27 protein-coding genes are annotated in these 26,723 nt (G+C 30.2%); 12 read left to right on the top strand and 15 right to left on the bottom strand.

The annotated features are described in order from the left end of the window. Positions 1-132 precede the first annotated feature (132 nt). The 3 genes from ABD715_RS03930 (at position 133) to ABD715_RS03920 (ending at position 3,591) form a co-directional block, all read left to right on the top strand. A complete protein-coding gene (locus ABD715_RS03930) occupies positions 133-696 on the top strand; it encodes a type 1 glutamine amidotransferase domain-containing protein (RefSeq protein ID WP_344786784.1) in 564 nt (187 codons plus the stop codon). Positions 697-1,028: 332 nt separating this feature from the next. Next, complete coding sequence (locus ABD715_RS03925) at positions 1,029-2,486, top strand: hypothetical protein (protein WP_344786783.1); 1,458 nt, start codon at positions 1,029-1,031, stop codon at positions 2,484-2,486. Between the two features lie 13 nt (positions 2,487-2,499). Further along, positions 2,500-3,591: an AsmA family protein gene (locus ABD715_RS03920; protein ID WP_344786782.1), complete on the top strand. Its 1,092-nt coding sequence runs from the start codon at positions 2,500-2,502 to the stop codon at positions 3,589-3,591. A gap of 135 nt (positions 3,592-3,726) precedes the next feature. Here the strand turns inward: ABD715_RS03920 and ABD715_RS03915 are convergent, their stop codons facing one another. The 4 genes from ABD715_RS03915 to ABD715_RS03900 form a co-directional block, all read right to left on the bottom strand. Next, positions 3,727-4,071, bottom strand: coding sequence for a hypothetical protein (locus tag ABD715_RS03915; RefSeq protein ID WP_344786781.1), 345 nt, complete (start codon positions 4,069-4,071; stop codon positions 3,727-3,729). Positions 4,072-4,162: 91 nt separating this feature from the next. Further along, positions 4,163-4,348, bottom strand: a complete 186-nt coding sequence (locus tag ABD715_RS03910) for a hypothetical protein (RefSeq protein WP_344786780.1) — start codon at positions 4,346-4,348, stop codon at positions 4,163-4,165. 46 nt (positions 4,349-4,394) lie between these two features. Next, entirely contained in the window at positions 4,395-4,556 is a 162-nt protein-coding gene (locus ABD715_RS03905; protein WP_344786779.1) for a DUF1328 domain-containing protein, read from the bottom strand. 202 nt (positions 4,557-4,758) lie between these two features. Next, the gene (locus ABD715_RS03900) at positions 4,759-5,208 is read right to left on the bottom strand and encodes a ferritin-like domain-containing protein (protein ID WP_344786778.1); all 450 of its coding nucleotides are present in this window, start codon (positions 5,206-5,208) and stop codon (positions 4,759-4,761) included. A gap of 361 nt (positions 5,209-5,569) precedes the next feature. Between ABD715_RS03900 and ABD715_RS03895 the strand changes: the two genes are divergently transcribed. From ABD715_RS03895 to ABD715_RS03885, 3 genes are all read left to right on the top strand, one after another. Beyond that, positions 5,570-6,079 (top strand): peroxiredoxin-like family protein, encoded by a 510-nt coding sequence (locus ABD715_RS03895; protein WP_344786777.1) that lies wholly within the window; start codon positions 5,570-5,572, stop codon positions 6,077-6,079. Positions 6,080-6,323: 244 nt separating this feature from the next. Continuing rightward, complete coding sequence (locus ABD715_RS03890) at positions 6,324-7,007, top strand: head GIN domain-containing protein (protein WP_344786776.1); 684 nt, start codon at positions 6,324-6,326, stop codon at positions 7,005-7,007. A gap of 93 nt (positions 7,008-7,100) precedes the next feature. Continuing rightward, entirely contained in the window at positions 7,101-10,817 is a 3,717-nt protein-coding gene (locus ABD715_RS03885; protein ID WP_344786775.1) for a ShlB/FhaC/HecB family hemolysin secretion/activation protein, read from the top strand. 135 nt (positions 10,818-10,952) lie between these two features. On the opposite strand, the gene ABD715_RS03880 is transcribed toward ABD715_RS03885, so the two are convergent. Genes ABD715_RS03880 through ABD715_RS03870 form a run of 3 tightly spaced genes read right to left on the bottom strand, consistent with a single transcriptional unit; the run spans position 10,953 to position 12,283 of the window. Continuing rightward, complete coding sequence (locus tag ABD715_RS03880) at positions 10,953-11,249, bottom strand: hypothetical protein (protein ID WP_344786774.1); 297 nt, start codon at positions 11,247-11,249, stop codon at positions 10,953-10,955. 56 nt (positions 11,250-11,305) lie between these two features. After that, entirely contained in the window at positions 11,306-11,605 is a 300-nt protein-coding gene (gene hpf / locus ABD715_RS03875) for a ribosome hibernation-promoting factor, HPF/YfiA family (RefSeq protein WP_344786773.1), read from the bottom strand. 36 nt (positions 11,606-11,641) lie between these two features. After that, on the bottom strand, positions 11,642-12,283 hold the full coding sequence (locus tag ABD715_RS03870) for an NADPH-dependent F420 reductase (protein ID WP_344786772.1): 642 nt from the start codon (positions 12,281-12,283) through the stop codon (positions 11,642-11,644). A gap of 108 nt (positions 12,284-12,391) precedes the next feature. Between ABD715_RS03870 and ABD715_RS03865 the strand changes: the two genes are divergently transcribed. After that, on the top strand, positions 12,392-12,727 hold the full coding sequence (locus tag ABD715_RS03865; protein ID WP_344786771.1) for a hypothetical protein: 336 nt from the start codon (positions 12,392-12,394) through the stop codon (positions 12,725-12,727). A 115-nt stretch (positions 12,728-12,842) separates the two neighbouring features. Here the strand turns inward: ABD715_RS03865 and ABD715_RS03860 are convergent, their stop codons facing one another. The 4 genes from ABD715_RS03860 to ABD715_RS03845 form a co-directional block, all read right to left on the bottom strand. Continuing rightward, entirely contained in the window at positions 12,843-13,862 is a 1,020-nt protein-coding gene (locus tag ABD715_RS03860) for an AI-2E family transporter (protein WP_344786770.1), read from the bottom strand. A 230-nt stretch (positions 13,863-14,092) separates the two neighbouring features. Further along, the gene (locus ABD715_RS03855) at positions 14,093-14,998 is read right to left on the bottom strand and encodes a YihY/virulence factor BrkB family protein (protein WP_344786769.1); all 906 of its coding nucleotides are present in this window, start codon (positions 14,996-14,998) and stop codon (positions 14,093-14,095) included. Next, complete coding sequence (locus ABD715_RS03850; RefSeq protein WP_344786768.1) at positions 14,999-16,348, bottom strand: dihydrolipoyl dehydrogenase family protein; 1,350 nt, start codon at positions 16,346-16,348, stop codon at positions 14,999-15,001. A 65-nt stretch (positions 16,349-16,413) separates the two neighbouring features. Continuing rightward, on the bottom strand, positions 16,414-17,043 hold the full coding sequence (locus ABD715_RS03845) for an SDR family oxidoreductase (RefSeq protein WP_344786767.1): 630 nt from the start codon (positions 17,041-17,043) through the stop codon (positions 16,414-16,416). 205 nt (positions 17,044-17,248) lie between these two features. Between ABD715_RS03845 and ABD715_RS03840 the strand changes: the two genes are divergently transcribed. From ABD715_RS03840 to ABD715_RS03825, 4 genes are all read left to right on the top strand, one after another. Continuing rightward, positions 17,249-17,401: a hypothetical protein gene (locus tag ABD715_RS03840; protein WP_344786766.1), complete on the top strand. Its 153-nt coding sequence runs from the start codon at positions 17,249-17,251 to the stop codon at positions 17,399-17,401. A 308-nt stretch (positions 17,402-17,709) separates the two neighbouring features. Then, positions 17,710-18,903 carry a Pycsar system effector family protein gene (locus ABD715_RS03835; RefSeq protein ID WP_344786765.1) on the top strand — a complete coding sequence of 398 codons (1,194 nt, stop codon included), beginning with the start codon at positions 17,710-17,712 and terminating at the stop codon, positions 18,901-18,903. Positions 18,904-18,989: 86 nt separating this feature from the next. Beyond that, entirely contained in the window at positions 18,990-19,142 is a 153-nt protein-coding gene (locus ABD715_RS03830) for a YqaE/Pmp3 family membrane protein (RefSeq protein WP_344786764.1), read from the top strand. A gap of 140 nt (positions 19,143-19,282) precedes the next feature. After that, on the top strand, positions 19,283-19,810 hold the full coding sequence (locus tag ABD715_RS03825) for a DUF892 family protein (protein ID WP_344786763.1): 528 nt from the start codon (positions 19,283-19,285) through the stop codon (positions 19,808-19,810). Between the two features lie 150 nt (positions 19,811-19,960). Here the strand turns inward: ABD715_RS03825 and ABD715_RS03820 are convergent, their stop codons facing one another. From ABD715_RS03820 to ABD715_RS03805, 4 genes are all read right to left on the bottom strand, one after another. Further along, entirely contained in the window at positions 19,961-20,977 is a 1,017-nt protein-coding gene (locus tag ABD715_RS03820) for a helix-turn-helix domain-containing protein (protein ID WP_344786762.1), read from the bottom strand. Positions 20,978-21,200: 223 nt separating this feature from the next. After that, positions 21,201-23,336, bottom strand: a complete 2,136-nt coding sequence (locus ABD715_RS03815; RefSeq protein ID WP_344786761.1) for a sensor histidine kinase — start codon at positions 23,334-23,336, stop codon at positions 21,201-21,203. After that, positions 23,336-23,770, bottom strand: coding sequence for a response regulator (locus tag ABD715_RS03810; protein WP_344786760.1), 435 nt, complete (start codon positions 23,768-23,770; stop codon positions 23,336-23,338). The genes ABD715_RS03815 and ABD715_RS03810 overlap by 1 nt, the downstream gene beginning before the upstream one ends. Before the next feature lie 5 nt (positions 23,771-23,775). Further along, on the bottom strand, positions 23,776-24,336 hold the full coding sequence (locus tag ABD715_RS03805; RefSeq protein ID WP_344786759.1) for a helix-turn-helix domain-containing protein: 561 nt from the start codon (positions 24,334-24,336) through the stop codon (positions 23,776-23,778). 183 nt (positions 24,337-24,519) lie between these two features. On the opposite strand from ABD715_RS03805, the gene ABD715_RS03800 reads away from it, so the two are divergent. After that, positions 24,520-26,250: an FAD/NAD(P)-binding protein gene (locus tag ABD715_RS03800; protein WP_344786758.1), complete on the top strand. Its 1,731-nt coding sequence runs from the start codon at positions 24,520-24,522 to the stop codon at positions 26,248-26,250. The last annotated feature ends 473 nt before the right edge of the window (positions 26,251-26,723 follow it).

Genomic DNA, 26,723 nt, shown 5'->3' with positions numbered 1-26,723 from the left:
TCTATTAACGGGTTTAAATAGGTGATTTGTTTTAAAATCATATGAGTTCAAAATATAAGTGATATAGCAAACTGTTACGCCTATTGCAATGTAGATTTGAATCAAGTTAAACTATTAAAAACAAAAAATAATATGAAATTGAAAGATAAAAAAGTAGCCATTTTAGCGACAGACGGATTTGAAAAATCAGAACTTTTTGAACCCTTAAATGCGCTTAAAAATGAAGGAGCACAAGTAGATATTATTTCTGTAAAAGAAGGAGAGATTAAAAGTTGGGATGGTGATAATTGGGGAGAAACTATTAGTGTAGATAAATTGGTAGATGACGCTAATGTTTACGATTATAACTCTTTATTGCTTCCTGGCGGGGTTGCAAATCCAGATTTATTAAGAACACATGATAAAGCTATAGATTTTATTAGAGCATTTTTTAAAGCGAGTAAACCTGTAGCTGCAATATGCCATGCACCATGGTTATTAATTAGTGCTAAGGTTATAGAAAATAGAAAAGTAACATCGTACCATAGTATAAAAGACGATGTTGTTAATGCAGGAGCAAACTGGGTAAATGAAGAAGTAGTTGTAGACGAAGGCTTAGTAACAAGTAGAAATCCTAAAGATTTACCTGCTTTTATAGCAAAGGTAATAGAGGAAATTCGAGAAGGTAAGCATGAAGGTCAGGTTGTAAATGCATAAAGAAAAGTTATCATGAATTGTTCATGATTATTGGTTGGTGACAAGAGTCGGTAGATTAATATCTATCGGCTTTTTTATTTTTAAATTATAAATCTTGGTGTATTTGAGGTAGTAAAGAAATGTATAAAGCTAATAGAGCATTTAAGCAACTAGTATCTTTCAACTTAAATAAAATGTCAATATTGCTTAAATATCCTATTATAATTTGTGGCCAAGATTATTTACAAATAAAAACTGCTAGCGCGTTTAAACAATATTTTGAACCAAATAGCAAAGGGATAAAAAAACTCCGTTTAGACAAGCAATTTACAGATGAGAATTTATCTTAAAATATGAAAAACACGATATTTTACAAAAAATGGCTTCGTTTTATAATAGGGGCTTTTTTTATTTTAATGCTATTAATTTTTGCGTTACAAGAATATGCAGTATATAAAATTGATTCTATTATTTCTGAAAAATTACCAGCTCAAATAGAACTTAATTATAACAGTATGGCATTAAATTTATTTGTTAATACAATTAATATCAAGGATGTTAAATTTAAGGTTTTACCAGATAATAAATTAGGTAAGGAAATAAACATTGGTGCTAGTAAAATAAATATTAAAGGTCTAGATTATTGGGCGCTATGGAAAAAGGAATGTGTTATAGTGCGAAAAATTAGTGTTTACAATACAGATATAGAGCAAAAAGATAATGCAACAAATCTTATAGATTTAGCTATTAAAAATGCATTTTTTGAGCTAAAAAAATTTAAAACTAGTGCAGACATAGCGAAACAAAAAATTCCTTTTAACTATAGCAACGCGAGTTTAAATTTAGATAGTTTAACTTATAATCTTACAGATTTTGAAATATTAACCATTAAAGCACTTTCTTACAGAAATCAAAACTTAAAAACGGGAGCTATTTCTGTAAAAACGAAATATGATGTTTCAGAATTATCAAATAAGATTGATAAGGAGCGCGACCATGTACAGTTACAGATAAAAAACTCTATTGCTAAAAATTTAACTTTGTCGGTACTTAATGATAGCTTAAAAATTGAAGCAGAACAGTTTAAATTTAATCAAAGCAATCTTAAGTTGTACAGAGATAAAACTTTACCAGACGACGTACATACTAAATTACTTTATAGTGCAATGTTAAGAAAGCTACCTATAAAATTGCAAATAGATACTTTGTTGTTAAATGGACAAAATATTTCTTATACAGAAAAAGTGTTAAATGAAATACAACCCACACCTATATTATTTAAAAGATGGAGTGCACGTATAGATAACTTGTCTAATATTAATCAAGAAAAGACACATGTAAAATGTACTGCTTTATTTATAGATGATGCGCCAATAGAACTTAATTTTAACTTTAACACAGCTAACCGTAATGATAGTTTTGAAGCATCTATAATTATAAAAAATCTTAAAATTAAGGCTATTAATCCATTTTTAGAGTCGAATGCACAAGTACGAGCAAACGGAGTTTTTCAAGAATTATATTTGACAGTAAGTGGCAATTATATAAAGTCTTCTGGAGATATGAAAATGAAATATGAAGATTTTCAATTTCAAATTTTAGACGAAAATAGGTTAGGAGTTAAAAAATTAGTTACTACCATAGCAAATCTTTTTACAAACGATGGCTCTAAAACAGATGCCAATGGTTATCGTTATGGAGAGATTAATGTAGAGCGAGATAAAACAAAATCTTTTTTTAATTATTTATGGCTTAATACTAAAGATGGTTTAAAGAATACCGTTACTGGTAATGGTAAAAAAAGAAAATAAAAACACACGATATATGAGAACTAAAAAAAGAAGCATGTTAAGAAAAAAACGGTTTTTAATTCCAATTGCAATATTAACCATTTTAATAACAGCTAGAATAGTGTTGCCTTATTTTGTAAAAAACTATGTAAACACAGTACTTGCAGATATACCAGGTTATTACGGTGAGGTTGCAGATATAGATATATCTCTTATTACGGGTAAATATGTTATTAATAATTTATTTTTAAATAAACTCGATGCCAATACCCAAATACCAGTTTTAGATTTAGAAAAAACCGATATTTCAATTGCTTGGAGTGCATTAGTTAAAGGGAAAATTGTTAGCGAAGTTATTTTAACTAGACCTCAGTTTATTTACGTGTTCGAAGATCAACAGATAAACGAAGCAAAAGATCCCGATTTTGACGATTGGTCTAAAGCTCTTACAGATTTGGTGCCTATAAATATAAATCACCTAGAAATTATTAATGGTAAAGCATCGTTTGTGCAATTGGCTGCAGATCCTAATATCGATTTACAATTAAACCATATAGAGCTAAATGCTACTAATTTAAGAAACGTTATTCGAACGGGTAGCGAATTACCTTCTAAAGTCGAAGCTACAGCAGTTTCTATTGGTAACGGTAATTTTGTTCTAGATGGAAAAATGGATTTGGTAAAGAAAATTCCAGATGTAGATATGTCTTTCTCGCTAGAAAATGCATCTGCATTAGCTTTAAACGATTTTACCACGCATTATGCTGGTATTGATTTTGCTGAAGGAGAATTTAATGTGTTTAGCGAAATAGCTATTGCTAATGGTTATTTAACAGGGTATTTAAAACCTTTATTAAAAGATTCTAAGCTAATAAGTGCCGAGCAAGATGGCTTTTTAAACACCCTTTGGGAAGGGTTTGTTGGTTTCTTTAAATTTCTTCTAAAAAACAAAGGGAATAATACTTTGGCTACTAAAGTACCTATTTCTGGAGACTTAAATCAAGTAGAATCTAAAGTATGGCCAACCGTATGGAATATTTTTAAAAATGGTTGGATAGAAGCTTTTCAAGGTAGTGTAGATAATGAGATTGATTTTAAAGATGCAGAAAAAGCTTCAAAATCTTAGCAACTGAAATACAACGCTTTTGCAATTAATTATTTTAATAGATGCATATAGTATGGGCAATGTATAGAGTTATTAATTGTATAAATATAAAAAGTTCACCCTTTTATTACGGTGAACTTTTTATGTGGTACTATTCTAAATCTTAAAATCAAGAATGTTGTTTTTTTGAGATATGTTTTCTTTGGGTATATTATTAAAAAACTCTGCCATTTCGGTATCGCTCGACGGGCTATAATTAGCCAATACTGTACCTTTACTTTTTAAACCTATTTCTATAATATATAGTATAGACATATCGCCAGGGTTGCTTAAACCCTCAAACCTATGCTTAGCTACAACTTTTATGTCAGCAGGTTTATATTCTGTTTTAGTAATTAAATCTATCAAGTTATTATTGGCTATTCTGTAATTAGAAGTATAGCCCATATCTTGATATTTATCTATGTAATCTTTTTCGCTTTTTAAATTGTTCTTTTCCATTTTGCTGTTTTTTATTTTAAAAAAAAGCAGGCGGTTTTCTATAAAGAAATCGCCTGCAAGTTATTGCTATATAATTAGTAGTATATTAACTTTAGTCTGTAGCGTCATCTATTTCGTCTTCTACTTCTTCTGCGCCTTCTTCAATAGCATCGCCTGCTTCGTCAATACTTTCTTCTACTTTTTCTGAAGTGCTTTTTTGATCTCTACAACTTGTAAAAGTTGAAAGTGATGCAGTAAATAATAATGCAAATGTTAGGTATAAAATTGATTTTTTCATGTTTTTAATTTTAAAGGTTATATTTATTTTATGTATTAAAATTATATTATAGTCTTTTTCGGCCTCCTATAAGTGACACTACAAAAAGGATAAGAAAAATAAAGAATAGTACTTTAGCGATGCTTGCTGCACCAGCAGCTATGCCTCCAAATCCAAGAACTGCAGCAATTATTGCTAATATTATAAATGTGATTGTCCAACGTAACATAATGTTTTGTTTTAAGGGTTAAATTTTAAATTGATGCTTTATCAATTGCTATAGTGTAAAGATGGTTAATTGATTGGAAACAGGTAATCTCAATACGTTTGATTATTAACTCATTACGTTTTTTGTGGTTTGCTAGAGTATCATGCAAACAAAAAGGAGATGCATTTAAGCATCTCCTTTTTATAATTTGTATTTTTTATTCTTAACTTAAATCTTCTAAACGTTTTACAGTTTTTAAATCAGATTTAATAGTATTAATTTGATACGATAAAATACTATTTGTACTAGCAGGCAATGTCGCCTCTTTTAATACATGTTCGTATTCGTCTATGGCAGCTTTTTCTCCTCTAATAGATTCTTCTAGCATGGCTTCTGCATTATCTTTAGTAAAGAAGGCTTTAGTGTCCATCCAAGCACGGTGCATATTTCCTTGTATGCTACCACCTTTTTCTGGTTCTTCTCCAAATAGTTTAATTTCTGCTTTTAGAGCATGTCCAAAATCTTTACGTTCTTCACTTTTTCTTTGAAAGAAAGCTTTAAGATTTGTGTTTTCGGTATTTTCGGCAGCAGTTTTATATCCTTTTTCCGCATCGTATGTCTTTTCTAAAAGGTTATTTAAGTGAGTTCCTACAGTTTCTGTGTATGCGTTCATAATAATTTATTAAAATTTAAATGATCGGAATTTTCTTTTGCTGATGTATTCCGTTTAACATCTGCAACAAAAATAATATCAAATAAAAGTTATGATTGATGCAAAAAAATGAATTATTAGTGCATTTGATTATTGTTTGTTTATGATACGTGTTAAATAAAAGTAGAATAAAAAGAGTAGTAGTCTAGCTATATAATATCTAGTAAGTTAATCTTGAGATTTTGTCATTAGGTTTTTAGCAAACATTATAAACAGATTAAAAAAAGGATTAATTGCATAGCTTCTTTTCTAAGTTAATAATTAAAGGTATAGGGTTAAAAGACAATCGAAATCTAATTTAAATTGCACAAAAAAATATAAAATGATAAAGCCAAATACAGATTTACCAAGTCTAAAACTACCTTTAATAACAGATAAAACATGGGAGCTAAGCGGGCAGCAAAGCGAAACATTCACCGTTTTAGTTTTTTATAGAGGGCTTCACTGTCCGGTATGTAAAGCATATTTAGAAGACTTAGCTACTAAATTAAAAGATTTTAATAAGCGCGGTGTAAAAGTAATAGCTATAAGTAGTGATAGTGAAGAGCGAGCAAAAAAATCAGGAGATACATGGAATGTGCCCGAACTTTCTATAGCTTATAATTTAACCGAAGATAAAGCTAGAGCATTTGGTCTTTTTATATCTAATGGTATTTCAGATAAAGAACCCAATGTTTTTTCAGAGCCTGGTGTGTTTTTAGTAAGGCCAGATAACACACTCTATGCCTCGGCAATACAAACTATGCCTTTTGCAAGGCCAAATTGGAACGATATTTTAAATGCCATTGATTACATTAATAAAAATGATTATCCCGCAAGAGGAGGAAAGTAGTAACTGCTTTTAATACACAACGTAAAATGCCTTAAGCTAAAATTATTTGAGGTGTTTTTTAAAGACATTATACTATTAAGAAGCGTACAATGCTTTTGGATTAAGATAAAAAGTAATAGCGTTAAAAAGACAATTGGTCTTGGCTTAATTTTATCCTGTAATTTAAAAATAATATTAACAACTTCTATTTTAAAATACAATTTACTTGTTTAAAATAGAACTATAATACTAATACATAACATTTATGAAAAAGATAGAAATTGCACTTATAGTCACTTTATTTTTTAGTGGTTTTATCAATGCACAAAACACTACAACCACCGAACAATTAGAACCTTTTAACGAGCTAAAAGTTTTCGATCAAATTAATGTGAAGCTAGTACAAAGTAATAAAAATTATGCAACAATATCTGGAGATGATACAGACGAAGTTAGTATTGTTAATAATGATGGTAGGCTTAAAATACGAATGGAAATCGATAATTTTTTAGATGGTAATAAAACATACCTTACTCTATATTATACAGAAGATTTACAATTGGTTGATGCCAACGAGGGTGCTAAAATTAAAACAGACAATAAGCTTAAATCTAATTATTTAACGCTTCGTGCCCAAGAAGGAGCAGAAATTGACGCTGTTATAACTTCTCAAAATTTAAACTCTAAGGCAGTGTCTGGAGGTGAAATTAAAGTGTCTGGTACAACAGACGACCAAGATATTACTATACGCAGCGGAGGCGAATATCATTCAAAAGGATTAGAGTCAGAAAAAATAGACGTAGCTGTTTTTGCAGGAGGTATGGCAAAAGTAACAGCTAAAGAATATATAGACGCAAATGTAGTAGCTGGTGGTAAAATTGAAATATTTGGTAACCCAGAAACTGTTAAACAAGACAAAAAACTTGGAGGATCTATTGTTATGAGATAATAACCCTAGATTTTATTTATAGAATATAAAGAGAAGAGGTTGGGGTTATTCTTAATCTCTTTCTTTATTAAAACAAATTATATATACTAAATTTTGAAAATAAAAAAAACACATATACATCCATTTAAAATTGTTGTTTTATTAGCGGTCACAGCTTTGTTTAGTGCTTGTGCTACGCATAAACTTCAAGTTAAAAAGGATTTAGAATTCGAAGTAAAAACTCAAAATAAATCGCATTCTTTTTTTATTGTTGGAGGTTTTGGTAATAATAAGGTAGATAAAAACAATAAAACCTTAACAAACCTTTTAAAATCAAGTTTAAAAAAGGCCGATAAAAATAGCACACTACTATTTGTTGGAGATAATATTTCAGAAAAAAAAGGAGCTTGGCATAAAGATAAAACTCTAATTAAAGAACAATTGACATTGGCAAAAAGCTTTAAAGGTCAGGTTGTTTTTTTGCCAGGAACCAACGAATGGAAAAGCAAGCATATAGATTCAATTCAAAAGGTAGAAGAATATCTAGACGAGGTTAAAAACCAAGAAGATTATGTGCTACCTAAAAATGGATGTCCGTTAGAGTTTATTAACATAAACGAATCGCTTGATTTGCTGTTAGTAGATTCGCAATGGTTTATTTCTAATTGGGAAAACGTAGTTAATATTAATAAAAAGTGCACAGATATTGTAACTCGTAAGCGATTTGCAGAAGAGCTGGAAGGTTATATTAACGATGCTCAAGGTAAAAACTTAGTAATTGCTATGCATCATCCTATATTTAGTAATGGTGTTTACGCAGGGCATAATAGTTTTAAAAATGTCATGGCGCCTATTCCTGTTGTTAGCACTTTGCATAAAGGCGTAGATTATTTAGGCGATTTTTCTAACGGAAATCTTTTAGCAAGACCTTACAATGGTTTTAGAGCTCTAGTAGCTTCTTTAGCAAAAGCATCCAATAGAATTACAATTGTCTCTGGTCACGAAGAGAGTTTACAGTATCTTAAAGGAGGCGATATTCATCAAATTATAAGTGGGTCAATAGGTCGAAGTGCACCAACAAAACGCAGTAAGAGTACAATTAATAGCGTAGGTGGTAATTTGCCTTACGAAGGTGTTTTTACATACGGAAAAAAAGGTTTTGTTCAGTTAGATTATTTTAAAGATGGATCTTCGCAAGTACATTTTATAACTACAAATAGTAAGCCCGCTCGTTTTTCTGTCTTAGACAAATTTATAGAGAATACGAAGCAACAAAATGTTACTAATACAGCATCAAAAGAAAGTGTAAACACTGTATATAATCTTAGCAAAAGAGAAAAACACGGAAATTTTTTTAAATTTTTATGGGGAAATCGCTATCGCGATTATTACTATAAACCTGTTACAGCTCCAATAGCTTATTTAGATACTTTAAATGGCGGACTACATTTTACAAAAAAAGGAGGTGGACATCAATCTTACTCCATTCGTTTAGAGGACAATAAGCAAAGAGAATTTGCCATGCGTTCGTTACGTAAAGATCCTCTCAAATTTTTAAAATTTAGAGTTCCAGGTGTTGCATTTACTCAAAACGATTACAAAGGGTCTTTACCAGAAGATTTAATTTCAGATTTCTTTACAACAGCACATCCTTACATGCAAATGGTTATTAATCCTATGGCCAAATCTGTAGATGTTAACCATGCGAATACCAAATTATTTTATGTGCCTAGTCAGTCTGAATTAGGAAGGTTAAATAGCACGTTTGGTAATCAGCTTTATTTTATAGAGCAACGTCCATCAGACGAGCAATTAAATTACAAGGGGTATCGCAGAACTATAGATGAAAAAGGAAAAATTACCGATTTTGAAAGCACAACTGATATGCTTGAAAAAATTAAAAGCGATGAATCTTACAGCGTCGATCAGCAAAGTTTTGTTAGAGCGCGAGTGTTTGATATGCTTTTAGGCGATTGGGATAGGCATGCAGACCAATGGCGATGGGCCGAGTACGAAACACCAGATGGTAATAAAGAATTTATGCCTGTTCCTAGAGATAGAGATAATGCTTTTCCAAAGTTTGATGGCACAGCAATAAATATTATTCAATGGTTTATTCCTATTACTAGGCAGTGGCAATCTTACGGACCAACTATTAAAAATACTAAATGGTTAAATTATGCTGGTAGTAAGCTAGATAAAACCATTTTAACCAATTGCGATGCAAGTAATTGGGAGAAGGAAGCTATATATATTAAAAAACAACTTACTAATGCTAAAATAGATGAAGCATTTAAAAGATTACCAAAAGAAGTACAGGATAGTACGTCTAATTATATAAAAGAAAGTCTTAAAGAACGTTTGAAGCTATTGCCTAAATACGCAAAAGATTATGGAGAATATTTAGAAAGAAGAATTGTTTTATATGCATCAGAAAAAGATGATGAAATTAAAATTAGTCGTCTTGCTGAAGGAAAAACTAGAGTTGAAATGAGAAGATTAATATCGAAAGGAAAAAATAAAAAATTCTTTGACCGACTGTTCAATGAAGATAAAACTGATGAAATTTGGGTTTATGGTTTAGGTGATAACGATAATTTTGAAGTTATTGGCGATGCTAATTCTAAATTAGTTATAAGAATTATTGGTGGTTATGGTAAAGATGATTACAACATAGAAAACCGTAAAAAAATAAAAATATATGATTGGAACCACGAAAAAAGTGAGTTTACAGGTAAAAAAACAGCAACACAACTTACAGATTTGTATAAAACCAATACGTTCCATTGGCGTTATTTAGAAAAAGACCACACCATAGTTGTGCCTACTTTAGATTTTAGAACAGACGATGGCTTTTCTATTGGCACAAAAGGTACTTATACTAATAATGGTTTTAATGGAAATCCGTTTAGGCAAAAACACACACTAGCAGCTAAATATTTTTTCGGCTTTAAGGCGTCAGAATTAAAATATAAAGGTGTTTTTGCAAATGTATTTCCTCGTTGGAATTTAGAAATAAATGGTTATGCATCTTCTCAACGCTATACACGAAACTTTTTTGGCTTTGGTAACAATAGTATTAATGCTGAAGACGATGTTTTTCAAGAGTTTTATCGTGCTAGAACTCAGCAAGTAAAATTACAAACAGGATTTGTGCATAAAACTTTAAAAATTAAAGCGCTTTACGAGTCTTTTAAAGTTGAAAATATGGATAGTCGTTTTTTTAATACTATTAATTTTGATACGCCTATTTTTGAGCGTCAACACTATGTAGGTGGAGAAACTTCAATTTATTACTACAACGACGATGCCGACGATTTTCCTACAAAAGGTTTGTATTTAGGCCTAAATGCTGGTTATAAAACTAATACATCTGGCATTAATAATAGTTTTGGTTATTTTAAGTTTAAGGCAGAAATAATTCAAAAAATAATAGCTTCTGGTAATTTGGTGTTTGACACTAAAGCTGAGTATAAAACCAATATTGGAGGTGATTATTTCTTTTATCACGCACCATCTATTGGGGGCGATAATGGTTTAAGAGGTTTTAGAGACGAACGTTTTACTGGAAAATCTTATTTCTATCAATCTTCAGATTTACGTGTGCGTTTAAAGCGCTATGTTACAGCTGTAGCACCAATAACAGTAGGTCTTTTTGGAGGATTTGATTATGGTCGTGTTTGGCAACCTAACGAAGATTCTAATACATGGCATACCTCGCAAGGTCTTGGTTTATGGGCTAGTGCAGGAAATTATTTGGCAATAAATGTGGGCTACTTTAACTCTGTTGAGGGGAACTTAATTCAGTTTGGTTTTGGCTTTGGATTTTAGAAGATAAAACTAGGAAGTAGAAAATGGTATTTATTTTAATTTGAATTATACTAAATGCATATTTGTAATAAGTCGATGTAAAAATAGCCCTTCAATTGAAGGGCTATTTTTTACTGTTGGTATTCTGTTTGTAAATTAACTTTTATTTAAGTTAGCGCGTTCTGGTGCTTCTAAGTTTTCTTTACTTTCTCCTCCTTGTCCGTATAAAGTATTTTCTTCATCAGCAATTATTTTACTTATATTTTTAGTCTTGTGGGTTATTCCAGGAAGGTCTAAATCTTTACCTGTAAAGTCAACTTTTTCTTTTCTGTTTAATAACAATCGGTCTGCTTCAGAGTCTGCTCTCAGCCCTTTTTTTCCTATGGCTTGTAAATCATCTTTAGTGATATCCGATTTATAATCTTGTTTTTTATTGTTCTCTTTAGTTTTCATATGTATATTTTTATTTATTAATGTGAGTAGGCGTTAAAATATTCTGAACATTAAAACTATCTAGCTCTCATTTTTCCTTTCTTTTTCGTTAGTTGATCTTCTAAATCTCTTATGGTTTCAGATATGGCAGCTTCAAATGTTTCGGCGTTAGTAGAAGCAAAAAGTCTTGGTCCTATCATGCTTAGGCGTATGTCGCATATTTGCTCTTCGTTATCGGTACGATTTTCTAATTTAAAAAACACATCGGCGCGATGTACAAAATCAAATTTTTTCTTTAGGTTTTCTAATTTTTCTTTTGCCATTAATTCTAGTCCCTTACTGGCAGAAACGTTGTGATATTCATATATAATTTGCATAATGTTATTTTAAGGTTATTGTTTTAAAATGTGTATTTAATTAGCTTTTAGTGTATATATCTTGTCTAAAAGTTCTGATTTAGAAACAGATATTCCGTAAATATCTTGCTCTGGATCCATTATTTTGGTATCGCTTAAATTGCCAACATAAACGCTGTCAAAGCCAATATCTTCAATTAATTCTTTAATTATTTTTTTACTGTGTTCGTCTTGCGCTGCAAATGGTATGGCTAATTTATCTTGCGTTCTAGAAGCATAATTTTTTAAATAACTGGCTTTAATGGTGTTAAAAGCTTTTCCTGTTCTTGCTGTGTTGTATTTCATGGCAGTATATTCAGACGCATTGTAATTAGCATCTCTAACATTTTGTGCCATATCGCCATCGCGTTCTGGATAAGGGTTTGTGGCATCTAAAATAACACTGTTTGCGTATTCGCCTGCGTAAAGTTCTGCAATTTTATCTACTGCCTTAAAAGGCATGGCTAGTAAATAAACATCGGCGTTAGCTTCAAATGTTTCTGTAATAGACTTTGCTGTAGCATTTTTACCAGCTTCTGTTACTAAGCTTTTTAATTCTTCGGGGTGTCTTGAGCTAAAAATGACTTCATGGCCTGCTTGGGTCCAATGTTTTCCTAAACTTCCTCCAATGTTTCCACTTCCTATAATTCCTATTTTCATATTTAATTTTTTTAATCTGTGTAACCAGAATTTGTGAGTTAATGTTTCTATTCTATCAATAATACAACGTAATAGCAGTTTAGGTTAGCTTATTTAGCTTCAATATTAATGCTATTAAAAAAACGTATTTATGATACTGCTTTGCTAGATGTTTATGTTAATACTGAAGCATCCATAGGGCATGTATTTGCTTTTTTATGGCCTCAAATAAACTGTAGAATAGGTCAGTTAAATAAGGTAGCAGAGTCTGTTGCAACGCAAAACAGCGCAAAAACAAAAACAAAATTAAACGAGATTTTTATAGAGTATTATTTAGGGATGAAGTTGTTTGCTTATAAAGTAATAATACAAGATAACCTTTTTAACAGAGCTACTAATTTAAGAGGCAACAGTATAAGTAATTTGGCTTTTTACAATGTATTTAGGATTCAATTTTTCTTTTAATGTTCTAACAAAATATCAATACGGAACAGGTGAGTTTTAGCAAACAAGAGTACATAGATATGGTATGCTAAATTTTTTATGTCGATTTTAACCTCTATATAATGGAGAAGCTACATTATAATTTTTGTTCGGTTTGTCCATATTCATTTTTATAAATACGAAGTACAATAAGGAATAAACTTACCAGTAAAGGACCAAAAATTAAACCTATAAAACCAAATAAGGGAACACCTACCAATACTCCAATTAGCGTAATTAATGGGTGTACATTGTCAAGCCTTTTAAGTATATAAAGTCTAAAAACATTATCTGTTGCGCCTATGGCAACAATACCATAAATAAGAATTCCCCAGGCTTGTAAAGTAGCACCATTAGATAATGCTAAGAGAAATACAGGAATTGTGCCTAATGCACTACCAACAAAGGGAATCATAGATCCAATAGTTACAATTGCAGCCCAGAAAAAAGGGTCTGGTACATTAAAAATAAGAAAGCCTACAAGACCAACAATACCTTGACCAAGAGCTACAAGAGGTATGCCCAATGCATTGGCTTTTACTTTGCCAACAGTGTCTTTGCCTATGGTTTTTAAATTGTCGTCTTTTATTGGAATATATTCGAATAGTGCATCTTTTAATGCTTTTCTGTTTGTAAGCATAAAAAATAAAACAAAATACATAATAGTAATGGAAATTACCATGTTAAAAGTGCCTCCTGCAAAATTTTGAAGGTTATCAGACAGCCAACTTGTAATAGCGCTAGTATCAATTTCTGAAGCCATATCTATATTAAAATAAGATTCTGCATGTGCTAATTGTTGCTTTGTAGCGTCAATTACCTTTTGAGAATTATCTACTGCATTTTGTATTTTACTACCCATCATTAGTCCAAGACCAGTAAGTGGTATAAGTATGCATATAAAAGAAATAAGCATTAAAAATATAGCAGCTAGGTTAGGATACCAACCTTTTTGCACCAATTTTTTCATTGGTTTTTGAAGTATGACATAAATTGTAATTGCTCCAAGAACACCACTTAAATACGGTAACATTTCTTGAAAAATAAGTGTACCCATTAAAATAATTAGTAACAGTACAAATAGTTGTCTTATAATATGTGGACTAATATATTTCATGGAGATATTAATTGTTTATTTATTTTGTAGCGTATATATGTTTCGAAGCTTTTTTATAGGTCTTTGCAACGTGTGTTTAATATAATTATTATGCTTTTTTATGTTGATGCTTAGTTTGTTATTCTTTTCTGAGGACTATGAAACTATCATTACCTCTTCAAATGTCCGTATTTAAGGCATGATTTATTAATTGTATTAATTTAAAGGTTAACGCTAATAGGGTAATGTAATTACACTTTTTTCTGAGCGATAGATTTAGGTTCTATACTTTGTTCGTAGCATTCTGCATAAACATAAGTGAATTCTGCTCCAAAAAAGAGGATGAGTGATGAGTATGATACCCAAAGTAAAATAAGTACAATGGTACCTGCAGCTCCATAGGTAGACCCAGGATTAGCTTGCCCAAAATAAATACCTAATAATAGTTTGCCTATAACAAATAGAAATGCAGTTAGTATGGCTCCAATCCAAACGGTTTTCCATTTTATTTTGGCATCGGGTAAATATTTAAACATTAATGCAAAAAGTATAGAAATAATGCCTACAGACACAGCAAAATCTAAAGTATAGGCAATATAAATTAGTATGTCTGGCAATACTTTACGAATGTAACTGTTTAAAGCGCTAATACCCGTAGTTATTATAAAACTTATAAGTAGTAAAAATCCAATAACTAAAATAAAAGCAAAACTTAAAGCACGATCTACTACGATTTTTGAAATTTTGGCGTCTGAGTTTGGACTAATTTTCCATATTTCGTTAAGTGAGACTTTAAGTTGGTAAAAAACACCTGTAGCACCAAATAATAATGTACCAATACCTATAATAGTAGAGAGTAAGTTTTTGTCAGAGTTACGAGTTTCTGCAATAATATGTTCTATAGATTCTGCAGCATCGCTACCCAACGCCGAAGAAAACTCATCTGTTAATTGACCTTGTACTATTTCTACACCCCATATAGAACCCACTATGTTAATAATTATTATTAATAAAGCAGGTAGAGACAATACAGCATAATAGGCGACAATGGCGCTTAAACGAAAAGGGTCGTCTGCAATCCAAGATTTATATGTTTTATATATTAAAAACGGTAAATCTTTAATCTTAAATTTATCAGATGTATTGTTTGAAATCATTTATAGCATGCTTTTTATATCGTAACTAAAAGAAGGGTAGGTGAATATCGTTCTTTTTAACGCTTCTGCAGATATTTCATTATTTATAGCTAGAGCAAAAAGATTAATGGTTTCTCCTGCATTTTCTGATAACAAATGTGCGCCAACAATATGGTTGGTAAGTTTGTTAATTATTAATTTATAAGCATAAGCTTTGCTTTGCAAACGTTTAGCATTAAACCATTGCGGTACAGACTCGTAATTAATAATGATGTTTTTATATCGTTTTTTTGCTTCAGATTCTGTGAGCCCAACAGAGGCTAAATGTGGAAGTGTAAATACTGTTGAGGGAATTTTGGTAGCTTCAATTTCTTTTCTGTTTCCATGAATTATGTTTTCGGCAACTACTATACCTTCAAGTCCAGATAAAGGTGTTAATGCTAAACTATGGTCTGAAACATCTCCGCAGGCATAAACATTAGAATTTGTTGGGTTTTGTAGGTGTTTGTTAACTAGAATACCCTTTTTAGAATAAGCCACATTTCCTTTGTCTAGATCTAGTTGGTTAATAGCTGGAATACGACCAGAAGTATTTAAAACAAATCGGGATTTTAACTCTTTTTTCTTGCCTTTTTTTGTGTAGGTAATTTTTAGGTTTTTTCTGAGTTTTTTAATTTGAGTGACATCAGAATTAAATATAAATTCAATTCCTATAGATTTAGATACGCTTACTAATAATTCTACTAGATCTGGATCAAAAGCATTTAAAGGTCTTTTTCCATTATCTATAATTGTAATTTTTGCTCCAGATCTAGCAGCGATGTGGGCAAATTCCATACCTATATAACCAGCACCAATGCATGTAATATGTTTGGGTAGTTTCTTGAGGTTTAAAAAATCGTCACTAGTTTTTAAAAATTGACTACCTTTAAAATGTAACGGTCTAGGCACTTGTCCTGTTGCAATAACAATTTTAGCAGCTTTAACCGTTTTTCCTTCTATTTTTAAGGTGTTTTTATCAATAAATTTTGGACTTTGGTGGTATAAATGTATACCTAAATCGTTTAATTTAGACTCTGTTCCTGCAGGAACAGCCTTAGTAAACTTTTTTTTAAATTTTTGTAAATTGCCCCAATTTAATTGTGGTAATGTGTCTATACCTTTGCCTTGTAAATTGTTAGAGATATGTATGGCTTCTGTAGCTGCTAAAAGTACTTTTTTAGGGTCGCAACCTCTATTAGCACAAGTGCCTCCAAATACACGGTTATCTGCAATAGCAACATTTAGTCCGTTTTTTGCACAAGTTGTAGCTACAGTTTGTCCAGCTGTTCCGCTTCCTATAACTACAACATCGAATTTCCGAATTTCCATATATTTAATTTTTCTAACTTATTTGTATGATATGCACTATTAATTACCGCATCATTTTATAATGATTATAACAATGTATTTAAAGCTTTACCTATTAATACATCACCTTTTATAATTTCAAAAGTTACATTACTTGATGCATCGTCGTGCAGTGTTCTTACTAAGGTTTGTGCAACATCATCTCTACTAATAGAACCCTTTTTGTTAAGACTTGGTTTAAGCTCGATTTTTCCAGAACCCTTATTATCGGTAAGGCTTCCTGGCCTTATAATGGCGTAGTTTAAATCGCTCGATTTTAAATACTCGTCTGCATTGTGTTTTGCTTTTAAGTAATCTTTAAGTTGGCTTGCCTGTTCTGGGTTGTCTGCACCCATAGAACTTAGCATTACAAATTTTTTAATAGATTTATCTTTAGAAGCGTCAATTAACTTTTTTGCGCCTTCTTGGTCTACTTCGGTTACTTTTTTTCCACCAGATCCAGCAGCAAATATTACCTTGTCAATACCTTCTGTAGTATGAGAAATATCTTTTTCTAAATCTCCTAAAACGGTTTTAATGTTTTCTTTTTCAAATTGTTCTAACTGCTCTTTTTTTCTAACCATGGCTACTGGTGTAAAATATTGAGATGCAGTTAAAATGTTTATTATTTTTTTTCCTGTGGTGCCATTTGCACCGGCTACTAATATATTTTCCATTCTCCAAAATTAGAGTTAATCGTGTTTCTCTATTAATGCTATCGCGTTTTTAATTAATCGTATTGCGGTTTTCTTGCGTTTTAGTATGCTATTCTGTATAGAGTTAAAGTTTTTAATAATGCAGTTAATCGAAACAGAAAGACATGTATACTTTTGAAGAACTTTGAGTTTACTCTGAGATATTAATAATATTAAACTTTTTAAAATGAAACAAGGCGAAGAAAATTTTGAATTTGTAAAGGATAAAGAAGATGAGAAAGGTAATTATATTTTCCAGAAAGATAAGATTACCAAATACGGATTCTATTTTGTGGGAATCGTGTTAATTCTTATTATTTTAGTAACAATTTTAATGTAACTATATCTCGTGATTATAAGCCAAAATAGTTAAAAACATCTTGTATAAGATAGAAAAACTTATGGTTTTGATGCTTGTTACAGTTAACAATTTATTTTGAGAGTTTAAAGTGTTTAAGTCTCTCTATATATAATAACCGAAGCGAAATCTTCGGTGTTTTTATTTAGAGGGCTATTGGTTTCTTTTTTTACTTACTATAACCTAGATAATACAGCAATATCGATACTTAAAACAGTTAGTTAAAAATGCTTATGAATTAAGTTTACTTATAGATTGATATAACTTTGTGGTTGATAAAAACCACTATTATGTTAGAACTTTTTGATGATATTGACGAATTTGTTTATAATTTATATAAAGCTAAAGGCAGTAGTAAATTAACCTATCACAACTATTACCATACCATTAAACGACTTAAAAAGGCGAACAAATTAATAGAAGGGGAGCAACTTAACTCGGTTGATGCTTCTATTATACAGCTAGCTCTAGCTTTTAGCAATACGGGTTTCTTAACAAATTATAATGCGCCTTACAAAGAAAGTGTAGATGTTGCTATTAATTATTTTAATACTAAGGGAGTATCTAACAGTAATAAGCAAAAAATAATAAAGAGCATTGAGGTTTTAAAAACTAAAGAGCCAAAAACGAAATTAGAAGAAGCTGTTTTAGATATCTATTTTTGCGAGTATGGAGAAAAGAAGTTTATTAAATATAGAAGTTTATTAAAACAAGAAATAGAAAAAAAATTAGGTTCTACCATACAAAATGACAAATGGTTTGAGCAACAAACTGCAGCTCTTTCTTCTCATAAATACTATACAACTTACGCTTTAAAAAATTGGCAAGGCAGAAAAGTTAAGAACTTAGCTAATTTATTAAATGAGCAAAAAAAGCTTGACGAAAGAGAAGAAAAGGAAAGACTTAAAGCTTACTACAAAGAAAAATATAAAAGTACTAGCCCAGAGCGAGGTATCCAAACTTTTTATAGGGTTGCGCTACGAAATCATACAAAATTAAGTGATATAGCAGATACTAAGGCCAACATTCTTTTGTCTGTAAATGCTATTATAATATCTTTAGTACTAGCTAACTTATTATCAAAATTAGATAACCCTTCAAACAGGTACTTAATATTTCCCACAATTATTTTTGTCCTGTTTTCTATTATTTCAATGATATTATCTATTAAAGCTACACAACCAAATGTTACACGAGGAGAGTTTACAGAAAAAGATTTAAAAAACAAATCTGTTAATCTTGCTTTTTTTGGTAATTTTCATAAAATGGAACTAAGTCGTTATCAAAAAGCAATAACTAATTTAATAAAAAATAAGGGTGATGTTTATAATACTTTAACAACCGATTTATATTTTTTAGGATCTGTTCTCGACTCCAAGTATAGACTTTTACGTTTTACATATTACATATTTATGATAGGAATTATAATTTCTGTTATAGCTTTTACTTTCGCTTTTATTTATCGTAATACCATAACACTTTAAATTAAATACGTTAATTGTAAATGTATTTCCATCAATCAATTCAAGTGTTTAGCATTAATTTTCTCATAAATTAAAAAATAATAATTATGTCTATTTTAACAATTATATTAAACATTCTTTTTCCACCATTATCTGTTGCTTTAAAGCACGGTGTTAGCATGACGCTTTTAATAAGTATTCTGCTAACATTATTAGCTTGGTTGCCAGGTGTTATTCATGCTTTTATAGTTAATAAATAAATTAAAAACTCACACATAGATAAATGTAGAAGCGAATTGATTTATTAGTTTTTTAATATTTAAAACGCGTAAAACAACTAAGTAAAGGTATCGATAAATTAATAGAGTTAATGAAATTATTAATAGAGTTAATCTAAAATTTGAAACGCTTTATTTTTGGTGTTATGAAAGAGATAAGAATGAAATCTATTGAAACACAAACATTACTTAACCAGCAAATACAAGATTTATATTTTTTAGAGTTAGAAAGCAAAAATGTACTGCCAAAGTTTAAAAAGGCAAGTAAAGATTATGTTTTAAAAGCTGCGCTAGAAGATCAATATATAACTTTAAACTCTAACTTACACGATTTGGAGCAATTAGCAAAAAAAGAGAATATTGATTTATTACAAAACGAGTGTCAGGGTTTAAAAGGTATTATTTCTAAATCTGAACTTTATTTAGAAGAAGGTCCAGTAAGCGATTCTGGAATTTTAAGTCATATAGATCGTATAAATCAATACAAAACTGCAGTTTATAATGCTGCGGTTAGGTTTGCAAAAGAGTTAAATTATAAAGCCTTGTATAAAGATTTAGAAAACATAACAAACTTTACTTATAACATTAACGATAGGTTAGCTCGAATAGCAGATAATCAATCTGATGGGCATATTTTAGAAAACTTATAAGCACTTCTCCAGTATAACAATTAATAATTTACTTTTAGAAAAACGTTAAGCTCAATTTTAAATAATTACTGTTTACACACAAAAAAACCTCGATATCGAGGTTTTTTTACAATTAACACTTATGTTATACATTTATTTGTTTTATATATATTATGCTGACACAGCTAACTTATTTTGAAGTTTATATTGGCTAGGAGAACAGTTGTATTTTTCTTTAAAAATTTTAGAAAAATAACTTCTACTAGAAAAACCTAATGTGTATAATATTTGTGAAATATTCATATCGGTTGTTTTTATTAAAACCTCAGATTTTGTAACTCTTACATCTCTAATAAAATCGTTTACTGTTCTGTTATGCATTAATTTAAAACCTTCTTGAAGTTTAGTTGGTGTTAAACCAATTTTATGAGATAGCTCGGTAACCGTTAAATTGGTTTCTGGGAAATTATATATAAATTCTGATAAATCTTTTACCTTAACCATTTCCTTACAAGTTAAAGAACCTGTGGCGTTTTCTTTTTTTAGTGTATCTTTTTTATGTTGTTCTATTTCTAAAGCTAAAATTACATGTACTAAACCTTCAATAAGAAGAGCTCTAACAACACCTTCTTGCTTTATGGCTTGTAATTGCTTAATACGTTCTGCAATTTTTAAATTATAAGAACTTACAATAGCAACATCCTCTGTTCTGTCTTCAATATAACGCTGTCTTAATTCTTTGTTTATAGCAAAATCACCTACATTACCAAAACGTGTATTAACACTAATTAAAGACATAACTACTTGCATGCCTCTGTAAAAGTAAAGCATGTTGTTTTCTTGCTCTACATTAGCTAAAATGGCTGTTTGAAACGTTTCTAGTTCAATTCTTTTAGAAGTGTTTTTAAACGTATGTGCCATTTTACCTTCTGAGCAATAAGCAAAGTTAATTGCGGTTTTTACAGGAGAAGCAATAGTTAATTTAATATCTTCATTAAATGTAACATCAAATTCTAAATACGATATCCCTCCTTTACTTTTTGTTCCTCTTATAGTACCATAACCCAAAGAAGTATCAAATTTTAAAATATGTTCTTTAAGATTTTGTTTAATACTACCTTTTAAAACCGTTTGAAGTTGTTTAAGTATAGTGTCGAAATTTGTTGCAGTTATATGTAGATGTTTCATAATTGGTGATTGTTTAAATATTATGATACAAAGATGCAACCAGATGCCTTATTTTAATTTACACAATTTTAGGAATCTGTTATATAATTATTCGCTTCGTTATATAATTGTATAACAATAGCTATAAAGGTTTGATTTTGTGGTTGTTTTAGTTAAAAAAAAACGGTGTGTCTCTTAAAATTTGTTAAAAGGGTTGTGCTATTTTAATGTAAAAAAGGAATGTCTATCCTTTTTTAGGAAGCATTTTTAATTTTCCGCTAGGTAAGTAAATGGTAAATATAGAACCTTTGTTTACAATGCTATTTGCAGAAATAAAGCCATGATGCTTTAAAACGATCTTTTTGCATATAGCTAACCCAATTCCTGTTCCAGAATATTCGTTTCTTTCATGAAGCCTTTGGAAGAGTTCAAAAACTTTTTCGTTTTCTGTTTGATTAAAGCCTATACCATTATCTATAACTTTAATAACATGGTAGTAAGCGTGTGTTTTAATAAATTCTTGCGGAATTTGTTTGTAATGAATTTTAGAGCTCTGAATAATAATTTTTGTATCTCGATCTCTAGCCATGTATTTTAAAGAATTACTTATTAGGTTAGTAAGCAATTGCTCTAATAAAAACGGAATACCATAAACATTAGGTAGTTTATCTACTTCAATATTAACCTTAAGGTGTTTAATAGTCTCAGAGAAGGTTTCTAAAACCTCTTCAAAAACAGTATTTAAATTAGTAAACTCGAACTGGTAATCTTTACTGTCTACTCTAGAAAAGGCCAGAAGGTTGTTAATAAGCGATCGCATACGTGTGGCACCATCTTCAATCTTAGAAAAATATAATTGATACTTTTCGTTTTTATTGTCAAAATCCAGTTCTTTAATACGAGATATAAACATCTGAATTTTTCTTAGCGGTTCTTGTAAATCATGACTCGCTACACGATTAAATGAGTCTAGCTCCATATTACGTCGTTCTAGCTCAATGTTTTTTTCTCTAACTCTATTTTCGTTACTCGCTCTTTGCGTAATATCTTGTATTACTCCAATAATAATAGGTTCTCCATCTCTATCATCATAATCTGCACTTGTGTAAATGTATTTTGTATCACCATCTGGAGTTACTATTCTAAAATTAAACTCAATAGATTCTTGGTTGTTTAGTATTTTATTTATTTGATCTACGTATATCTCTAAATCTTCGTTGTGAACAAAATCTCTTAGTCCTTTATACGTTAAATCTATTTCGCTTTTACTCTGGTTTAAAATTTTATAAACGTTATCAGAAAAAGCAAAATGATTTTCATTAATAGTCCAAATGTAACTTCCTAGTTTGGCAATTTTTTCAGATTCTTTAAACACTTCATTAATAAGCGACAGCTCATAATTGGCCTCTTCCAGTTCATTTTGTTTACTATATAAATTGGTAAGCTCGGTAATCATAACTTGTAAACCCGATTTTACAGGTATGTAACGTGCTTTAAAATATCTTATTTGTTCTTTAATAGGAATTTCTAGTACCTTTTCGAAATATTCTTGTTTTACATATGCAGATACCAATTGATTAAATAAGCCTGAGGGTTTTAAAAATGGGTAAACTTCTGATACTTTATTGTTTAAAATATTTTTAAAAGGAACATCTGTTAAGGTTAAATTTGCTTTACTGGCGTAGGTAATAGTAAAGTCTTCAACTTCATTAGTGACAGAATATACCGGTTTGTAAAAATTGGCAATATCGTTGGTGTTATTTAAAATGGCATCAAGAATCTTAGATTTTTCGTTGCTAGATTTTCTAGATCTTAATAAATGATAAACAGAAATAGATAATACAATAAATGTAATAACAGTTGCAAATAGAAAGAATTTTGGAATGGTTTTATTTTGACTTTTAAAGTTTTGAGATATGGATAGTAGTTTTGTTTTGTGTTCGTTTAAAAGGTTGTTTTTAAACGTTCTGCCTTTAGAAAAAAGCATTTTTAGTTCTGCCTTAGATACATCGTGTGGAGATGTTAAGTAATACCTTAAAAGGTTGTAAAGCCTGTTATGTGTAGAAAGAAATTTATTGTAACTCCTATAGTTTACATCTAAATCCTTAATAAGTTTGTTATTATCTATAATTATCGAGTCTAGATAGGTATTTGTTAGTTTAGACTCTATAAATTGTTCTTCAGATTTGTTTAGATTTATTACCAACTGGTTAATATTTCTAGTTTCGTCAAGATGATTTGCAACTAAATTACCAGATTGCTGTAAATTTAAAATTTGATAAATTACAATACCAAAAAGTATTACAAGTATTAACCCAGACAAAGCTAGCGATACTTTATAGCCTTTAATAGTGGTAGTAAAATCGGTTTTATTCTCCATTAAATTCTCAATAAAAAAGTATCTCTGTTAAAATTAGAAGTGTGGTATTGCCAATTTACCTTAAGTACTTTTTCTACCGCTTTTTTTAGCGCTTTAAAAGAACTTGGCTTTTTTATATAAATATTAGCACCATTTACAAAGGTGTCTTCTATATCTTGCTCTGACGACGATGTAGAGTAAATTGCAATAATTATATGCTGTAAATCTTTATTTGCTTTAATTTCTTTTAAGCATTCCATACCGTTTTTAATAGGCATATTTAAATCTAAAAAAAGTAAATCTGGTAATGCAACATTAGGAGTTGTAAGATATGTAATTAGATCTTGACCATGGTTAAAGAGTTTTAATTCAGTTTCAACAGAAATATCATCTATGGCCTCCTTAAAAAATAAGCGATCATCCTCGTCATCGTCGGTTAGAATTATTTTTAGCATTTTAGTTATAAATTGTTTTGTTGAGTAAGTTTACGTTTGGCAATAATTCTTTGAAAGGTGGATGGTGTTAACCCTGTTGTTTTTTTAAACTGCCCAGATAAATGCGCTACGCTACTGTAATTTAGTTTAAACGCTATTTCTGTTAATGTTAAATCTGTTTTTAAAAGCAAAGATTTTACTTTATCTACTTTTCTTAAAATAATATAATTTTCTATGGATGTGTATGTTGCTTCAGAGAATAGCGTAGATAAATAGGTGTAAGAGTAATTTAACTTATCTGCTAAAAAGTCAGAACTATTAATCAATTGAGCGTCTTCATTGTTTAACATCTCATCAATAGAGTTTTTAATACGTTCTATTATGGCAATTTTTTTGTCTTCTATAACCTCTATATGGTAATGGTTTAAGGCATTAAATAATTCATTCTGTTTTTCTGAGCTTAAATTGTCATCCAATTCAATTTCATTAATGCCATTTAATTTGCAATTAAAATCTAGTGCCTTTAATTTGTCAGAAAGAAAGGCTTTGAGAGTGCGGTTACCGTCAAAAGAGACATAAATTTTCAAAGTGCTAAAAAATTATAGTATATAAGTCAAAGTTAATTAATATCTTTTATATTAATAACATTCTAGGCTCATTTCTTAGCTGAAAAAGAGTTGAGTGCTAACGTTTATTTTAAGAGTTAATATTTAGTCTGTTTGAGTGTCTTTAAATTATAACTTTAATTCACATTTGTAAAAATTATAAATATGAAAAAAACGGTAGCTATTATTGGTTGTGGACCTAGAGGTTTATCTGCTTTAGAAGATTTGCTTATTGCTTATTCAAAAGCAGAAAATATTTTTAATCTTCGTGTTATTATTTTTGAGCGTACAGGTTGTTTTGGCAGCGGACAAGTATACAACTCTGAACAAACATCTTGCAATTGGTTAAACATTAGCGAACGTGCATTAACTCTTTCTGGTAGAAAAGATATAAATTTACAAGGTGAAATAATAGGTGGATTTCCATCTTATAAGGCCTGGAAGGGTAATACATCTGTAAATAAATTAAATATAGATGTTTTTCCCCAACGTGCGTTATTGGGCGAGTATCTAGAAGCACGATATAGTTCTATCTCAAAAAGAATAAAAGAATTAGGTGTTTTAACAGCTTACCAAAATTTGGTTGTGTCTGTAAACCATGTAAATAATCAATTTGTAATTACAGATGAAACCCAGCAAAATTTCAAGGTAGATGAGGTTGTTTTAACACTTGGGCATCAGCCTACAAAAGCTAAAAAACAAATTGAGAATTGGAAAGAGTTTGAAGCTACAAACGATGCGGTAAAATTATTTGAACAGCCATATCCAATTAGCGGAGTATTTAATTCTAATTTTATTAATAGTAGCAGTCGCGTTGCTATTCGTGGTTTTGGACTTGCCATGATAGATGTAGTAAGAGGTTTGGTAAGTTATACCAATAGCCATTTTAAGGTGGTAAACGCGCATACACAAGAAATGGTCTTTTATCCTGGAGCGTCTTGTCCAAAAAAAATTATCCCTTTCTCTTTAGATGGATTGCCTATGGCACCCAAACCTTTAAATAAAACCATAGATAATTGGTTTAAGCCTACAAAAGAGCAGCTTAAATTTTTAATTTCTAAAATAACTAAACATACAGCACAGCCCGAAAACATTAGGTCTGTAGATTTTTTAGTAAGAGCAATGGCTACTATAATTGCAGAGGTGTTTTTAAGTTTAGAAAATAAAAGTGTTGTGCATAACTACACCATTTCTAAACTAGAAAATATAATAGAACGATATGTAAAAAACGATAAAACACAAGACAGTGTATTGGTTTCTAGTTGCTTGAGTGTTAAGGTAATCATGGAGAAGTATGTGGGTATGGCAACAGGAGAAAACTTAATTAGTCTCGATTATTGTATAGGGCAAGTTTGGCGTCATTGCCAACCAACACATTATAAATATTTGTCTTATAACAAATTTAAAAAAAGTGTAACACTAGAAATAGTAACGTTAGATGAGAAGTTAAAACGACTTACTTTTGGTCCGCCAGTAGCTAGTCTTCAGCAATTATTAGCTTTAATTAATGCTGGTGTTATGAGTGTAAAAGCTATTGATGATCCAGATATTGAGTGCACTCCAAAAGGTTGGCTTTTAGATGCAGAAAATGTAGAGCATACAGCCAACGTTATGATTAATTCTGTACTAGATGCTCCTAAGGTTTTAGATGTAAAAACTCCTTTAATTAGGCAACTTTTAGAGTCGGGATATATTAAACCAATACACAATAATTTAGGTGTAGAAACTTGTAAGAATGGAATAGCTAAATCTAATATTAAATTGCCTTTGGCGGTGTTAGGAAGATTGGCTCAAGGTACTTTACTAGGTGTAGATGCTATTTTAGAGTGTTTTGGATATCGGTCTAAAAACTGGGCAAAAGCTGCAGTGAGAAGGCTACAAAACCAAGAAGATTAACAAAAGTTATTTTGTTAATCTTCTTGGTTTTGTATTGTTTTTGCAACAGGTTAAACTTTAACGCCTTTTATAATTTCTAATTCTATATTTTTCTATTCTGGCATGTTTTAAATTTTTTTCTAATATTTGGTTGTCTTTCATTAATAACAAAGGTGTGTTAGAAATAGCAGAACTTAGCCAAGAAAATTGACGTTGTAATATAGAAGTAACATAAGCTAAAAGTAATAAACTTGCAATGGCTACTGTACCATGAATAACCGATGTTTTTGATGTTAATGTGGAAGATATAATGCTACCAATAGCAATGGTAAATGCAAAATCGTAGGCTGTAAATTTGGAAAATGATTGTCTCGTCCTGAAATATGGCTACAGGTTAAAATTGAATTTACGCTGATAATTTATATACCATATTTGGTGTTTTATAATCTAAAGATAAGTGTAATCTTATTTCATTGTATAAATTAATTGCATTT

The organism is Postechiella marina, from assembly GCF_039538365.1.
Taxonomy (GTDB): domain Bacteria; phylum Bacteroidota; class Bacteroidia; order Flavobacteriales; family Flavobacteriaceae; genus Postechiella; species Postechiella marina.
Note: the sequence above shows the minus strand (reverse complement) of the source record. Positions and strands in the feature narration are given on the sequence as shown.

Excerpts from the sequence above, each read along its gene's own strand:
- ABD715_RS03830 (WP_344786764.1), top strand. The coding sequence starts at position 18,990 with ATGTCTATTTTAACAATTATATTAAACATTCTTTTTCCACCATTATCT.
- ABD715_RS03810 (WP_344786760.1), bottom strand. The coding sequence starts at position 23,770 with ATGCTAAAAATAATTCTAACCGACGATGACGAGGATGATCGCTTATTT.
- ABD715_RS03815 (WP_344786761.1), bottom strand. The coding sequence starts at position 23,336 with ATGGAGAATAAAACCGATTTTACTACCACTATTAAAGGCTATAAAGTA.
- ABD715_RS03910 (WP_344786780.1), bottom strand. The coding sequence starts at position 4,348 with ATGAAAAAATCAATTTTATACCTAACATTTGCATTATTATTTACTGCA.
- ABD715_RS03820 (WP_344786762.1), bottom strand. The coding sequence starts at position 20,977 with ATGAAACATCTACATATAACTGCAACAAATTTCGACACTATACTTAAA.
- ABD715_RS03855 (WP_344786769.1), bottom strand. The coding sequence starts at position 14,998 with ATGATTTCAAACAATACATCTGATAAATTTAAGATTAAAGATTTACCG.
- ABD715_RS03850 (WP_344786768.1), bottom strand. The coding sequence starts at position 16,348 with ATGGAAATTCGGAAATTCGATGTTGTAGTTATAGGAAGCGGAACAGCT.
- ABD715_RS03800 (WP_344786758.1), top strand. The coding sequence starts at position 24,520 with ATGAAAAAAACGGTAGCTATTATTGGTTGTGGACCTAGAGGTTTATCT.
- ABD715_RS03930 (WP_344786784.1), top strand. The coding sequence starts at position 133 with ATGAAATTGAAAGATAAAAAAGTAGCCATTTTAGCGACAGACGGATTT.
- ABD715_RS03865 (WP_344786771.1), top strand. The coding sequence starts at position 12,392 with ATGCTATTAAAAAAACGTATTTATGATACTGCTTTGCTAGATGTTTAT.
- ABD715_RS03915 (WP_344786781.1), bottom strand. The coding sequence starts at position 4,071 with ATGGAAAAGAACAATTTAAAAAGCGAAAAAGATTACATAGATAAATAT.
- ABD715_RS03840 (WP_344786766.1), top strand. The coding sequence starts at position 17,249 with ATGAAACAAGGCGAAGAAAATTTTGAATTTGTAAAGGATAAAGAAGAT.
- ABD715_RS03870 (WP_344786772.1), bottom strand. The coding sequence starts at position 12,283 with ATGAAAATAGGAATTATAGGAAGTGGAAACATTGGAGGAAGTTTAGGA.
- ABD715_RS03900 (WP_344786778.1), bottom strand. The coding sequence starts at position 5,208 with ATGAACGCATACACAGAAACTGTAGGAACTCACTTAAATAACCTTTTA.
- ABD715_RS03890 (WP_344786776.1), top strand. The coding sequence starts at position 6,324 with ATGAAAAAGATAGAAATTGCACTTATAGTCACTTTATTTTTTAGTGGT.
- hpf (WP_344786773.1), bottom strand. The coding sequence starts at position 11,605 with ATGCAAATTATATATGAATATCACAACGTTTCTGCCAGTAAGGGACTA.
- ABD715_RS03860 (WP_344786770.1), bottom strand. The coding sequence starts at position 13,862 with ATGAAATATATTAGTCCACATATTATAAGACAACTATTTGTACTGTTA.
- ABD715_RS03880 (WP_344786774.1), bottom strand. The coding sequence starts at position 11,249 with ATGAAAACTAAAGAGAACAATAAAAAACAAGATTATAAATCGGATATC.
- ABD715_RS03895 (WP_344786777.1), top strand. The coding sequence starts at position 5,570 with ATGATAAAGCCAAATACAGATTTACCAAGTCTAAAACTACCTTTAATA.
- ABD715_RS03925 (WP_344786783.1), top strand. The coding sequence starts at position 1,029 with ATGAAAAACACGATATTTTACAAAAAATGGCTTCGTTTTATAATAGGG.
- ABD715_RS03845 (WP_344786767.1), bottom strand. The coding sequence starts at position 17,043 with ATGGAAAATATATTAGTAGCCGGTGCAAATGGCACCACAGGAAAAAAA.
- ABD715_RS03905 (WP_344786779.1), bottom strand. The coding sequence starts at position 4,556 with ATGTTACGTTGGACAATCACATTTATAATATTAGCAATAATTGCTGCA.
- ABD715_RS03920 (WP_344786782.1), top strand. The coding sequence starts at position 2,500 with ATGAGAACTAAAAAAAGAAGCATGTTAAGAAAAAAACGGTTTTTAATT.
- ABD715_RS03835 (WP_344786765.1), top strand. The coding sequence starts at position 17,710 with ATGTTAGAACTTTTTGATGATATTGACGAATTTGTTTATAATTTATAT.